Raw genomic sequence first — 13,277 nt, 5'->3', positions numbered from 1 at the left:
ATCATGGCCGATATGAACCCGCGCCTGTCGGATACCAGCAAGTTTCCCGACCCAGTTTACAAGGAAACCGTGCTGCGTCCGCTTTTCGATGGCGCCAAGAACCACCATGTCGACGGTTTCCGCCGCATCGACCGCGCCCATCTGGTCATGCTGCGCGAGACCGACATTCTCGATGCGGACACGGCAGCAAAAATCGCCGGAGCGCTTGATGACATCGACAGGACCATCAATCCGTCGGAGCTGGTCTATACCGGCGAGGTCGAGGATTTCTTCTTCCTGATCGAAAAGGAGCTGAAAGCCCGCATCGGTGTCGATGTGGCAGGCCGCCTGCACACGGCACGCTCGCGCAACGACATCGATCACACGCTTTTCAAAATCGGCCTGAAAGACAAGATCGACACGCTCACTGCCAAGGCGCGGCGTCTGCTGGCCGCTCTGATCGACGCCGCCGAGCGCAATGAAAAGACGTTGATCGTCGCCTATACGCACGGACAACCGGCCCAGCCCACCACCTTCGGCCACTATCTTTCCGCCGCCATCGAAGTGCTGATCCGGGATATTGACCGCTTCACTGAGGCCCGGCGCATCGTCGATCTCTCACCCATGGGCGCTGCGGCCATCACCACGTCTGGCTTTCCCATCGACCGGGCACGTGTCGCCGAACTTCTCGGCTTTGCGGCACCCTTGCGCAATTCCTATTCCTGCATCGCCGCCGTCGACTATACAACAGCGACCTATGGCGCCATCGAATTGATGTTCCTGCATCTCGGCAGGCTCATTCAGGACTTCCAGTTCTGGACGAGTTTCGAAGTCGGGCAGATCTACGTACCGAATTCGCTGGTGCAGATTTCGTCGATCATGCCGCAGAAACGAAACCCGGTCCCGATCGAACATCTGCGCCACCTTGCTAGCCAGACATTCGGGCGGGCAAGGACCATGCTCGACGTGATGCACAACACGCCCTTCACCGACATGAACGACAGCGAGGGCGAAACCCAGGGCATGGGTTACGAAGCCTTCGCCTCTGCCGGCCGGGTGCTCGATCTCCTTGCCAGCCTTGTCGGCAAGATCAGTATCGATCCGGAAAGGGTCGACCAGAATATTCGCCGTTCCTGCATCACCATCACGGAACTGGCAGATTCTCTTGTCCGCATCGAAGACCTGTCATTCCGCCAGGCCCATGAAATTGCCGCAACCGTCGCCAAAAGCGTTGTCGCGCTGAAGGGCGACCTGCCGAACGACGGTTACCAGCCGTTCCGCAGGGCGTTCGAGGAACTGGCAGGACGCGAGACCAGTGTCGATGAGGAAAAGTTCAGGCAGATCGTCTCGCCCGAGCACTTTGTCGCCGTGCGCAGCCGCTTCGGCGGCCCTGCCCCGGAGCCGATGCGCGAGGCGATTACGGCCTATCGCGACAAACTTGCTGCGTTTGAAGCAGAAGCCCAGCGATCCGCCGACTACGCAGCGACAAAAGCCGCTGAGCTTGCAGAGAAATTTACCGCCCTGACGGGAGCGCGATAATGGCGACAATCGAACTCAATCAACTCGTAAAGCGCTACGGCAAGGTGGAGGCAGTCAAAGGCATCGACCTTGCCATTGAAGACGGCGAATTCGTCGTATTCGTTGGCCCTTCCGGCTGCGGCAAATCCACGACACTCAGAATGATCGCGGGTCTGGAAGAGATTTCGGGCGGAACGCTGAAAATTGCCGGAAACGTCGTCAACGAGAAAGAACCGAAACAGCGCAACATCGCCATGGTCTTCCAGAACTATGCGATCTACCCGCATATGACGGTTCGCCAGAACATCGGCTTCGGGCTCTATACCTCAAAGCTCGACAAGGCGGAAAAGAACCGGCGTATCGAGGAGGCCGGTCGGGTGCTCGGACTTGAGGCATTGCTCGACCGTCGGCCCGCGGCTTTGTCAGGCGGACAGAGGCAGCGCGTCGCCATCGGCCGCGCCATGGTGCGCGATCCCTCAGCCTTCCTTTTCGATGAGCCGCTGTCCAATCTCGACGCCCAGTTGAGATCGCAGATGCGCATTGAAATCAAGCGCTTGCACCAACGTCTTAAGACAACCACCGTCTACGTCACTCACGATCAGGTGGAAGCCATGACCATGGCCGATCGGATTGTCGTGATGAAGGACGGCCATATCCTGCAGGTCGGTACGCCCTCGGAACTTTACGAGACGCCGGTGGACGTCTTCACTGCGCGTTTCATCGGCAGCCCATCGATGAACCTGCTGCGGGGCAAAAGAACGACGAACAGCGTTACACAGTCTGCCGATGGCGATCTGCTGATTGGCATTCGCCCCCATGATCTGCTGGTTGGAGAAGGCGAGACAACTCAAGGGTCCTTCTCGCTGGAGGGAACAGTGACAGCCGTGGAGCCGCTCGGCCCGGAAACGCTGGTTCATCTGGACACGCCCACGACCTCGGTCATCGCGACAGCAAGGGGCAAGGCCATTCCCACGGTGGGTAGCCGCTTGCAATGCGAGGCGCAGGCAGGCGCGCTCTATCTTTTCGATGCCAAGACGGAAAAGCTTCTGGGCCGCGCATGATGACGACAGACACGGAAAAGTCAGCGGTCATCAGTATCGGCCGGATCTATTGCGACCTCATTTTCACCGGGCTTGACGAATTGCCGGTGCTCGGACGGGAGCTGTTTGCCAGCGACATGGAAATCGCCGCCGGTGGCGGGGCTTTCATTGCGGCTGCGCATTTCGCCCATATCGGCCGCACGGCCACGCTGCTGGCAAGGCTCGGCACCGACACCTTCTCACGCGCCATCGGCGAGAAAATGCAGCAAAGCGGTGTAGACCTGCAATTTGTGGAACACTCGGCAGATGCGGGCCCGCAAGTCACCGTCGCGACGGTGGTTGGCCATGACAGGGCGTTTTTGACACGGCGCGCCGGTATTGCCCGGCCATCGACCCTTGATTCCGCCTTTTCGTGGAACGGGGCCTGCCATCTGCACATCGCAGAATTCGCCACGCTGCACGAAATCCCCGATCTCGTCGCCCGCGCCAGGGACAGCGGACTGTCCGTCTCGCTCGATCCCAGCTGGGATGCCTCGCTGATTTATGACAAAGGCTTGCTCAAGGCGTGTGATGGCGTCGACGTGTTTTTGCCCAACCTCGAAGAAGCCGAGGCGATCACAGGCCATTCTGACCCTGAGTCGGCGGCAAGAGCCTTGTCGGGGTCGTTTCCTGTCGTCGCCCTGAAAGGCGGGGCAGAGGGCGCCTGGGTGTCCTCGCAGACAGGCCTACACCATGCGGCGGCGAAGAAGGTACCCGTCGTCGACACGACGGGCGCGGGTGATGCCTTCAATGCCGGTTTCATCGATGCCTGGCTTCGGCAGGCGGACGAGAAGCAATGCCTTGAGGCAGGCGTCGCGGCGGGTAGCCTTGCCGTGCAGGCCACGGGCGGCGCGCCGAGAACGAACGCCGCCGCATAATCCATGCCAGCGTTATTCCCCGCGTGGAAAACGCTGGTTTTCTTCCAGCACGTTCAAGTCCATGTGGTTGCGCATGTAGCGTTCCGAGGCTTTCTGCAACGGCTGATAATCCCACGGGAAATAGGCGCCGTTTCGCAGCGCCTTGTAGACCACCCAGCGCCGCGCCTGACTTTCCCGCACCGATGCGTCGAAAACGGGCAGCTGCCAGCGTCGGCCGATTTCAGCCGAAAGCGATGACAGCACATCAGCGAATTCAGGATTGCCGGCAAGGTTTATCTGCTCTTCTGGATCCGTCTCGAGGTCGTAGAGCAACGGCGGATCCGCTTCGCAGACTGAGAGCTTGTAACGGCCATCCCTGATGGCGACGAGTGGCGCAATCGAACCTTCGGCGGCATATTCCATCGGCACCGGCCCACGCTCGCCTGTTCCTGCAGCCAAAGCCGCAAGGTCTTCGCCATCCGTCCAGCGTTTCAGTGAGGTAATATCGAGGCCCGCCAGACCGCATAGCGTCGGTGTGACATCCAGCGTCGAAACCGGCGCGTCGATAAGCGCCGGTTTCCAGCCGGGTGCTGCGATCATCAAGGGCACGCGGGCCGAACCCTCGAAAAAGCACATCTTGAACCACAGGCCGCGCTCGCCCAGCATATCGCCATGGTCGGAGAGGAACAGGATGATCGTGTCCTCCTCCATCCGCGTCGCCTTCAATACGTCGAGAATTTCGCCGACCTTCTCATCGATATAGGAGATATTGGCGAAATAACCGCGCCGCGCCCGGCGTATCTCGTCGGGTGAAATATCGAAGGCCTGATGATCACAGGCTTCCAGCAACCGTTTTGAATGCGGATCCTGCTGCTCGAAGGGAAGCGCCCCTATCTGCGGATCGAGCGCCGGGCAATCCTCATAGAGATCCCAGAATTTCCGCCGTGCCACATACGGGTCATGCGGATGGGTGAAGCTGACGGTCAGGCACCATGGGCGGTCATCGAGCCGGCGCGACAGATCGTAGAGCTTGCGGGTTGCGTGATAGGCAACCTCATCGTCATATTCCATCTGATTGGTGATTTCGGCAACGCCCGCGCCGGTGACCGAACCGAGATTGTGATACCACCAGTCGATCCGCTCGCCCGGCTTGGTATAATCAGGCGTCCAACCGAAATCCGCCGGATAAATATCCGTCGTCAGACGCTCTTCGAAGCCGTGAAGCTGGTCCGGTCCGACAAAATGCATCTTTCCGGAAAGGCCGGTGTAATAACCAGCTGCCCGCAGGTGATGCGCATAGGTCGGAATATCCGACGCGAATTCGGCGGCATTATCGTAAACCCGCGTCCGGCTGGGCAATTGACCGGACATGAACGAAGCCCGGGCCGGCGCGCAAAGCGGACTTGCCGTATAGGTATTGGCGAAACGGACAGACCGCTCCGCCAACGCTTTCAGATGTGGCGCGTGGAGAAAATCGGCCGGGCCATCGGGAAAAAACGTCCCGTTGAACTGGTCGGCCATCAGAATCAGGATATTGGGACGCGGCATTTCACCCTACAGTCTCAGAGGCCAAGCTTGCCTTTGACGGCATCCGCACCCGGCTTGCCATCCAGCGTGGTAACGCCCTGCAGCCAGCCATCCAGCGATGTCGGATTGGCCTTCAGCCACGTCGCTGCCGCCGCCTTGGAATCCTCGCCACCGAGAATGGAACCCATCAGGGCATTTTCCATGCCGATATCGAATTTGAGGTTCTTGAAAAGCGTCGCCGCATTCGGGCATTTCTGCGGCCAGCCGGTACGGGCAAGCGTAAAGACCTCGGCGCCACCGAAATTCGGGCCGAAATAGGCGTCACCGCCGGAGAGATAGGCGATATCGATCTTCTCGTTCATCGGGTGCGGCGCCCATGCTAGGAAGACGACCGCCTTTTTGTCTTTTCCGGCCCGTTCCACCTGCGCCAGCATCGCCTGCTCGCCGGATTCGACAAGCTGCCAGCCCTTCAGGCCGAAATCATTGGCATCGATAATCTTCTGAATGTTCTGGTTGGCGGGTGCGCCCGGCTCGATGCCGTAAATCTTGCTTTCAAATTCGTCAGCGTGTTTGGCAAGATCCGAAAAATCCTTCACGCCCTTTTCGGCCATATAGGAAGGCACTGCCAGGGTGAACTTGGCGCCTTCAAGGTTTTTCGTCATCAGGTCGGCCGCCTTGGCGGCGTTGAGGTCGTCAACGAAGGATTTCTGGGCGGGCATCCAGTTGCCGAGAAAGACGTCGATCTCGCCGTTTTTCATGGCCTGATAGCCGATCGGCACCGACAGCGTCTTGACGTCAGCCTCATACCCCAAAGCATCGAGCAGAACCGAGGCGACGCCATTGGTGGCGGTGATGTCGGTCCAGCCAGGATCGCTGAGGCGAATGGTCTTGCAGGCCGCATCATCGGCGGCATAAAGCGGGGTGGAGAAGGCCGCCACGGACAAAAACAGACCGGCGGCGATGCGGTGCATGCGAGAAACGGTTTTCATTGCGGCTCCCCTTTTATTAGTCCAGTTTATTGAACACCACATTGTTTTTGCCTGTGAAGCGGGTATTTTTCGATGACTGATATAAGGAATTTCTATGACAGAGCGGCCGCTCGATCTTGGATGGATGCGCATTTTTACCGAGGTCGCCCGTCGCGGCAGCCTGACGGCAGCGGCGGCGTCCCTGCGGCTGACCCAGCCAGCCGTCAGCTATCAGATCCGCCGGCTGGAAGACGATCTGGGCGTTGCACTGGTGCGGCGTAAACATCGCGGCATCGAGTTGACGGCCGAGGGGCAAAAGCTGTTCGAGATCGTCTCGCGCAATGTCGATGCCATCGACCTTCTGGCCCAGCAACTTCGCAGAACGGAGGAGCGGCAGACAATCCGCCTGCACACGGACTATGCCTTCTCCTCTCTCTGGCTCATCCCACGCATGCATGGTTTTCGCGCGCTCAATCCTGACATCAACATCCAGATCGTCGCCACGCAGGATCCGCTCGGACAGGGCAAACACGACAGCGACGTGATGATCATCTTCGGCACGCGGCAGGATGCCGGCGACGGCGCGGTGCTGCTGCTTTCGGAGAAGGTCACGCCCGTCTGCTCGCCGGCGCTTTTGGCGGAGCAGTCGGCGCCAGAAACAGTGGCTGATTTTTCGCGGCTGAAACTCATCCACCTCGAAAATGCCTCACAGGCGCACTGGTTCGACTGGGCGTCCTATTTCAAGCATTTCGGCGTGCTGAGAGGCGCGGAAAACGAAAGCGGAGACATCAGCTTCAACAATTACACCATGGTGGTTCAGGCGACGATCGGCGAACAGGGTTTTGCCCTCGGCTGGGCGGGACTGGTCGATCCGCTGGTCGAGGCAGGCGTGCTGGTGACCGCAGGCCCGAGTCTGGATGCGCCGGGTCGCGGCTACTGGTTGCTGAGGCCGAAAAGCAGCGACAGTGCGGTCAGAAAACTCACCGGCTGGCTGATCGACGAGAAGCGTTGACGTGACCAGCCAGCCGGTGATGCTTCCGGCTTAAATCGGGTAATGCAACGGTCCGTCCTGCAGCGTGACCCATCGCAGTTCGGTGAATTCCGCAATGCCCGCCGTGCCGCCGAAACGGCCGTAACCGGAGGCCTTCACCCCACCGAACGGCATCTGCGCCTCGTCGTGAACGGTGGGTCCGTTGATGTGGCATATGCCGCTTTCGATTCGTCCGGCTACCGCGAGTGCTTTTGCCTGATCCCTGCCGAAAACAGCAGCGGAAAGACCAAACTCGGTTTCGTTGGCGATACTGACTGCCTCATCGACGCTGCCGGCGCGAATGATGGAAACGACCGGGCCGAAGCTTTCTTCGGAATAGAGCCGCATCGCAGAGGTCACGCCATCGACGGCAAGCGCATCCAGCATGGTACCATTGCCGCCTCCGCCCGCCACAAGGCGTGCGCCTTTGGCAACGGCGTCATCCACCAGCGCCCGGATGCGGGACGCGGCCTCGGCGCTGACCAAGGAGCCAAGCGGCATTTTTCCCTCGCGAGGGTCTCCAGCCTTCAGGCTCGTCGCTTTTTTGGCAAAGGCCTCGACAAAGGTGTCGGCAACGCTGTCGAGTACAATGATGCGTTCCGTCGACATGCAGATCTGGCCCTGGTTCATGTAAGCGCCAAAGGCGGCCGCAGCCACTGCCGCATCGATATCGGCATCATCAAGCACGATGAAGGGTGCCTTGCCGCCAAGCTCCAGAAGCGCTGGCTTCAGGTAACGGCCCGCCGTTTCCGCGATGACACGACCGACGCGGGTCGAACCGGTGAAATTCACCCTTCTGACAGCCGGATGGGCGATCAGTGTTTCAACGATTTTCGCCGCATCTTCCGGCGCGTTGGAGACGGCGTTCAGCACACCTTTCGGCAGACCTGCCGAAGCGACGGCCTCGATGATCAGCGCATGGGTGCGCGGGCAAAGCTCCGAGGTCTTCATCACCACGGTGTTGCCACAGGCAAGTGGCGTGGCGATGGAGCGTACGCCGAGAATGACCGGTGCATTCCATGGCGCGATGGACAGAACCACGCCTGCCGGCTGGCGAAGTGCCATCGCCGTGGTTCCCGGGCGGTTGGAGGGAATGATTTCGCCCTTTATCTGGGTCGTCAGGCTGGCCGCCTCGACCAGCATGTCGCTGGCCAGCATCACGTTGAAACCGGCCCAGGCATCCGTCGCGCCAATCTCCTCTTTCATCGCCAGCGTAATCTGCGGCCCGGCATCGCGGAGCGCCTGCGCCGCGGCAAGAAGCAGGCGACGGCGTTCGCCGGGCGGCGTTGCCGACCAGACGGGAAAGGCTGCGGCTGCGGCATCGGCCGCACGTGTGGCATCCTCAGGCGTTGCCGCCGCCGCACTGGTTGCCAGGTCCCCGGTAATCGGATTGTTGCGCTCGAAACGCTTGCCGTTTGCGGCCGGGCAATGGTCGCCACCGATGAAAAGATTGACAGTCTGCATGGTCTTCCTCCTGAATTCAGAAAATGGTGGCGGCGGCACCGCCGAAAAACGCCCGTTGCAAGGTGGGACGGGAGGAAAGGGCTGCTGCCGTCCCCGCCCCTGCGATCCTTCCGGCTTCCAGCAGATAATCGCGATCGACAAGGGCAAAGCTACCGCGAACACCCTGTTGCGCCAGCGCAAGGCAGGACAGCGTTCTGCGCTTCATACCATTCATGATTTTCCTCCATCGGCGCAGTAGCGGGATTACCATTCTCCTCAAGGCTTCCCTGCGCTGATGGAAGTTTAGCAACGACAGGCGCATATAAAATGCACTAATGTAGTGCATTATTGTACTTTTGGAGGGTGAATGCCGCGTCACGGACAGATAGCTGCTAACAGGATCGAAACGACGGCGCGCATGCTGACTTCGTCCCTGCGCGTGTCGGAGTTCAAGCTGGAACAGGGCGCAGCCCATTTTGTCCTCGTCTCAGCCGGTGAAGCGGAGATCATTCAGGGCGAAAAGACACTTGTGGTTACCGCGCCGGGGCTGGCCTGGCTGCCTGCCTCCGGCCCCGCCGGCCGCCTGCGGCTGAATGCCGGAAGCCGCGGATCACTGCTGAAAACGACTGAAATCGGCCTTGCGCATGCCATGCCAACCGGAACGAGCGCAATCATGGTGCGCAGCACATTGCAGCGCGTTCTGACCCGGACGTTGGCTGAAAAGGACAGCCAGGAACTGGCGGGTTATCTCGACACCATCGCGGATGAGAGTTTCCGGTCATCGACAGGATCGGATACGATTATCGCCAGCCTGTTATCCGTCACCCTTATCCGCATCTGCCAGCATGCCATGGCCGACGTCGCGGGCGCGGCTTCCACCGCAGGCAGCCTTACGGAGCGGTTTGTGCTACTTGTCAGTCAGCACAAACGCGACCAATGGGGCGTGGAAGACTATGCGGGTCAACTCGGCGTCAACCGTGAACGTCTTGGATTTGTGGTGCGCAAGGCAACGGGGCTTTCACCACAGGCCTATATTCACCGCGAACTGCTTTCCGAAGCGCGCGACCTTCTTCTCAACTCTTCACTGCAAGTCGCTGAAATTGCGTTTCGATTGGGATTTCAGGATCCTGGGTATTTCAACCGCTTCTTCAGCCGCAATGAAGGCACGTCTCCCGGCCGTTTCCGGCGAACGGCGGTGCGCATACAGAACGTAGCACCGCCGTCCTATGCCGCATGGCCTTGAGTTCTGCCCGGCAGGTGCAAATCAGGAGCGGCAGAAGAGACAACGGAGCGAAGTGCCGGCCTGTTTGCCCGGCACTCCAACGGGGCGTTAGCGGGCGCTGTCGATAATCTGGCCGCCGTCGGGGGTCAGGCTCGAGCCTGTAATGAACCTCGAATCGCTGCTTGCGAGGAAAAGAGCGACCGGAGCGACATCCTCTTCAGGGGAACCGTAACGACCAAGGGCATTCGTGGGAGCAGGAGCGTCGACGCCCGCACCCCAGGTGTCGGCAACGGGAAGCAGGTTGTTCACGGTGATATTGTCAGGACCCCATTCGCGCGCAGCAGATCTCGTCAGGGCGCGGACGGCCTCCTTTGCAAGATTGTAAGGTCCATACGGCGACATGCCGAGAATACCGGCCAGCGACGCGAAATTAATGATCCGGCCCTCGCCACTGGCCTTCAAGTACGGATAACAAGCCTGCATCATGCGAAGATAGGCGATCGGCCCCATATCGAGGTTTCGTTGCAGTTGCTCGACTGTCAGCTCGAGGATCGGGGAGTGGACGACAGTCGGATCGAACGCGACGTTCACGAGAATGTCGATGCCGCCAAATACCTCCGCTGCCTCAGCCACAGCCCGGGTGATCTGTTGGCCATCGCCAAGATCACAGACGATGCCGAGCGCGGTGCCACCACTGGATTGTATCTGACTGACGACCGCGTCCACATTTGCAGGCGTCAAGGACAATACCACGACCTTGGCGCCCTCCCTTGCAAAGAGTTCTGCCGTCGCACGGCCAATCCCTCTGCCTGCGCCCGCCACGATGGCTACTTTTCCGGTCAGTTTTCCCATTTTGATTTCCTTTCGTGATGAATGCGTCAGAGCTGCCGTGCAAGGGCATAGGGGGATGGGACTTCGCGTGCAGCGTTCTGCATGGCGAAGGAAACGACGAGCAGCCCGAGGCCGATGGCGGCAGGCAGTGCGCCGGCAGGTTTGCGGACGCCGATATGTGCAAGGCCGGACAGCAGCAGGTGAAACAGTACCCCCGCATACGCCAGATCGCTGATGGCGACGTTGAACCGCGCAAGGATGGCGATGACGGCGGCAATCTTCACCGCCGTCAGAAGAGGCACAAGGTATGCAGGGTAACCGAAGCCGGTTATCGTCTCCCTCACCCAGTCGGATTTGACGACGTAGGTGACTGCCGACGCCAGATAGAGCAGGAGGAGAAGGGTTGTTGCGACCCAGTAGATGTAGAATGAAGACATGGGATATCCATTGCCGCCGAATGTCTTCGGCAGCTTGATTTGTTCAATATTTTCGTTGTTCCGGAACAGCTTGGGGCTCATGATCCGGCGTTCACATGGAAAATGTGCTATTGAATGAATATGCGCAAGTAGGATGAATTTGGCGTGGTAAGTATGGAAAACCAGACCAATGGCGGTGAAGCCATTAACATGCACGAGGAAATGCGTCGCGCTTTCGCGCTGCTTTCCGGCAAGTGGAAGCTCGAAATCATGTGGCTTCTGAACCAGCGGATCTATCGTTTCAACGAGCTGCGCAAAGCCATTCCCGGCATCACACAGCACATGTTGACCTCTCAATTGCGTGAGCTCGAGGCCGATGGACTGGTATCTCGCACCGTCTTTGCAGAGGTTCCGCCACGCGTGGAATATGAAATTACGGCAAAGGCGAAAGGACTTGGCCCGACCATGGAGGCATTGATGGCATGGTGGAACGAGTACGGCGCGAGCGTTCCGGTTAAAACCACCACCCGTGGACGCAGACGGTCACCGCAAAAATAGATGGATTATTGCGGCCGTTGCGCCGCCGTCCTGTGCCGCCCGATCGGCAGCATCATTGGTTTGCCAGACGTCGGGTCTTCGATGACACGGCTTTCTATGCCGAAGACGTGCCGCACGTTTTCTTCCGTCAGCACCTCCTCCGGCGTGCCGCAGATATGTAGCTTTCCACCGGTCATGGCGACCAGATGATCAGCGTAGCGCGCCGCGAGATTGAGATCGTGCAGCACCATGACGATGGTGGTCTGACGGGCCTGGTTGAGGTCCGTCAGAAGATCCAGCACTTCCACCTGATGGCTGATGTCGAGGAAGGTGGTGGGTTCGTCGAGCAGCAATATCTCGGTCTCCTGGGCGAGCGCCATGGCGATCCATACGCGTTGCCGTTGCCCGCCGGAGAGTTCGTCCACCGGCCGCTCGGCAAGTTCCATCGTATCGGTGGCGACGAGGGCTGCGGCCACGGCCTCATCATCCTGGCGCGACCACCGCGCGAAAAGGCCGTGATGGGGATGCCGGCCGCGGCTGACCAGATCGGCAACGACAATGCCCTCGGGCGCAATCGGTGACTGCGGCAAAAGACCCATCCGTCTTGCAAGTTCGCGCGAGGGAAGACGGTGGATCGACTTTCCGTCGAGCAGGACCTGACCGGCGCGGGGAGAGATAAGCCGCGACATGCTGCGAAGAAGCGTGGACTTGCCGCAGGCATTGGCACCGACGATGACGGTGATCCGTCCGCGCGGAACGACAAGATCCAGCCCTTCGATGATGAGGTTTTCACCGTATCCGGCCGAAAGACGGTTCACGGAAAGGGAGTGGCTGGTCATAACGAGCCTCCGCTGCGGTTCACCCGCACGATAAGGTAGATCAGATAGGGCGCGCCGAGCGCGCCGGTGACGACGCCGACCGGGTAACGGCCAGGCAGCAGGAACTGGCCGCAATAATCGCCCACCAGCACCAAGGCTGCCCCAACGAGCGCAGCCGGAATGAGCAGCGACCCATTGCTGCCAACGATACGCGCGGCAATCGGCCCGGACAGAAAGGCGACGAAAGCAATCGGCCCCGACACTGCCGTGGCAAAGGCGATCATGCCGACGGCGGCGATAATCACGATAATGCGCGTTCTCCCCACCTGGACCCCAAGCGCCGCGGCCGTATCATCGCCAAGCCTCAATGCCTCGAGATCGCGCGCGCGACTGAGCAGCAGGCCGCCAAAGAGGATGAGCGCGACGAAGAGCGGCAGCGTCTGGGCAAGTTTTGCGCCGTTGACGCTGCCCGTCAGCCAGCGCATCGCCTCCTGCAGCGTCCAGGCCGGTGCAACGGACAGGATATAGGCGATGAAACTTTCGAGCATGGCCGAAACGCCGATGCCGACAAGGATCAGCCGCGTTCCGGCAACCCCGTTGCGGAAGGACAGCAGATAGACCAGCAATGCGACGCCAAGCCCGGCGACGACGGCGAAAACAGAAACAAGCGGTCCACTCAGATGCAGGACGACGATGGCAAACACCGCTGCCACGCTTGCGCCGGAACTGATGCCGATAATGTCAGGGCTGGCAAGCGGGTTGCGCAGCATGATCTGGAAGGCGACACCACCCAGCCCGAAGCTCAGTCCCGCGAGAACGGAAAGCAGCGCGCGTGGCAGGCGCAACTGCCCGACCGTGAAAGTGACGCCGGCAATGTCCTCTCCGAGCAGCACCCGCAGGACGTCACCGGGCGGCGTGAAGGATTGTCCTAGCATCAGCGTCAATGCGAAAACCGCGATCAAAAGAGCTGAAAGGGCTGCAATGACAAGGCGACGCCGGCGCTGGCGGTCGTGACGATTGGAAAGCAATGTTTCCATGACGGACGTGTGCAT

Annotated in this window: 14 protein-coding genes; 6 read left to right on the top strand and 8 right to left on the bottom strand. The window is 60.0% G+C overall.

Going from position 1 to position 13,277, the window contains the following annotated elements; translation table 11 throughout:
• The first annotated feature begins 3 nt into the window (after positions 1 to 3).
• From argH to ACQZ6D_RS22395, 3 genes are read left to right on the top strand one after another with little or no spacing between them, the layout of a single operon-like run.
• Positions 4 to 1,518, top strand: a complete 1,515-nt coding sequence (gene argH, locus ACQZ6D_RS22405; RefSeq protein WP_153793366.1) for an argininosuccinate lyase — start codon at positions 4 to 6, stop codon at positions 1,516 to 1,518.
• Entirely contained in the window at positions 1,518 to 2,558 is a 1,041-nt protein-coding gene (locus ACQZ6D_RS22400) for an ABC transporter ATP-binding protein (protein ID WP_065660304.1), read from the top strand. The genes argH and ACQZ6D_RS22400 overlap by 1 nt, the downstream gene beginning before the upstream one ends.
• On the top strand, positions 2,555 to 3,454 hold the full coding sequence (locus ACQZ6D_RS22395; protein ID WP_174006365.1) for a carbohydrate kinase family protein: 900 nt from the start codon (positions 2,555 to 2,557) through the stop codon (positions 3,452 to 3,454). Before ACQZ6D_RS22400 ends, ACQZ6D_RS22395 begins: the two co-directional genes overlap by 4 nt.
• Before the next feature lie 12 nt (positions 3,455 to 3,466).
• On the opposite strand, the gene betC is transcribed toward ACQZ6D_RS22395, so the two are convergent.
• Together betC and choX are read right to left on the bottom strand one after the other, a co-directional pair.
• Positions 3,467 to 4,981 (bottom strand): choline-sulfatase, encoded by a 1,515-nt coding sequence (gene betC, locus ACQZ6D_RS22390; RefSeq protein WP_013761107.1) that lies wholly within the window; start codon positions 4,979 to 4,981, stop codon positions 3,467 to 3,469.
• Positions 4,982 to 4,995: 14 nt separating this feature from the next.
• A complete protein-coding gene (choX, locus tag ACQZ6D_RS22385; protein ID WP_448730041.1) occupies positions 4,996 to 5,949 on the bottom strand; it encodes a choline ABC transporter substrate-binding protein in 954 nt (317 codons plus the stop codon).
• Between the two features lie 94 nt (positions 5,950 to 6,043).
• Between choX and ACQZ6D_RS22380 the strand changes: the two genes are divergently transcribed.
• A complete protein-coding gene (locus tag ACQZ6D_RS22380; protein WP_448730042.1) occupies positions 6,044 to 6,940 on the top strand; it encodes a choline sulfate utilization transcriptional regulator in 897 nt (298 codons plus the stop codon).
• A 30-nt stretch (positions 6,941 to 6,970) separates the two neighbouring features.
• Here the strand turns inward: ACQZ6D_RS22380 and ACQZ6D_RS22375 are convergent, their stop codons facing one another.
• Both ACQZ6D_RS22375 and ACQZ6D_RS22370 read right to left on the bottom strand, forming a co-directional pair.
• Entirely contained in the window at positions 6,971 to 8,422 is a 1,452-nt protein-coding gene (locus ACQZ6D_RS22375) for an aldehyde dehydrogenase (protein WP_153793363.1), read from the bottom strand.
• Positions 8,423 to 8,438: 16 nt separating this feature from the next.
• Positions 8,439 to 8,636 carry a hypothetical protein gene (locus tag ACQZ6D_RS22370; protein WP_041694585.1) on the bottom strand — a complete coding sequence of 66 codons (198 nt, stop codon included), beginning with the start codon at positions 8,634 to 8,636 and terminating at the stop codon, positions 8,439 to 8,441.
• A 132-nt stretch (positions 8,637 to 8,768) separates the two neighbouring features.
• Between ACQZ6D_RS22370 and ACQZ6D_RS22365 the strand changes: the two genes are divergently transcribed.
• Positions 8,769 to 9,644, top strand: a complete 876-nt coding sequence (locus ACQZ6D_RS22365; RefSeq protein ID WP_153793362.1) for an AraC family transcriptional regulator — start codon at positions 8,769 to 8,771, stop codon at positions 9,642 to 9,644.
• A gap of 87 nt (positions 9,645 to 9,731) precedes the next feature.
• On the opposite strand, the gene ACQZ6D_RS22360 is transcribed toward ACQZ6D_RS22365, so the two are convergent.
• Together ACQZ6D_RS22360 and ACQZ6D_RS22355 are read right to left on the bottom strand one after the other, a co-directional pair.
• Positions 9,732 to 10,475, bottom strand: coding sequence for an SDR family NAD(P)-dependent oxidoreductase (locus ACQZ6D_RS22360; protein WP_153793361.1), 744 nt, complete (start codon positions 10,473 to 10,475; stop codon positions 9,732 to 9,734).
• A 26-nt stretch (positions 10,476 to 10,501) separates the two neighbouring features.
• On the bottom strand, positions 10,502 to 10,891 hold the full coding sequence (locus tag ACQZ6D_RS22355) for a DoxX family protein (protein WP_173995265.1): 390 nt from the start codon (positions 10,889 to 10,891) through the stop codon (positions 10,502 to 10,504).
• 153 nt (positions 10,892 to 11,044) lie between these two features.
• On the opposite strand from ACQZ6D_RS22355, the gene ACQZ6D_RS22350 reads away from it, so the two are divergent.
• On the top strand, positions 11,045 to 11,428 hold the full coding sequence (locus ACQZ6D_RS22350) for a winged helix-turn-helix transcriptional regulator (protein WP_173995299.1): 384 nt from the start codon (positions 11,045 to 11,047) through the stop codon (positions 11,426 to 11,428).
• A 5-nt stretch (positions 11,429 to 11,433) separates the two neighbouring features.
• Here ACQZ6D_RS22350 and ACQZ6D_RS22345 read toward each other — a convergent pair whose 3' ends face one another.
• Together ACQZ6D_RS22345 and ACQZ6D_RS22340 are read right to left on the bottom strand one after the other, a co-directional pair.
• A complete protein-coding gene (locus ACQZ6D_RS22345) occupies positions 11,434 to 12,246 on the bottom strand; it encodes an ABC transporter ATP-binding protein (RefSeq protein WP_153793359.1) in 813 nt (270 codons plus the stop codon).
• A complete protein-coding gene (locus tag ACQZ6D_RS22340; protein ID WP_112161240.1) occupies positions 12,243 to 13,277 on the bottom strand; it encodes a FecCD family ABC transporter permease in 1,035 nt (344 codons plus the stop codon). Before ACQZ6D_RS22340 ends, ACQZ6D_RS22345 begins: the two co-directional genes overlap by 4 nt.

Source organism: Agrobacterium sp. 22-3639C2 (assembly GCF_053522105.1).
Note: the sequence above shows the minus strand (reverse complement) of the source record. Positions and strands in the feature narration are given on the sequence as shown.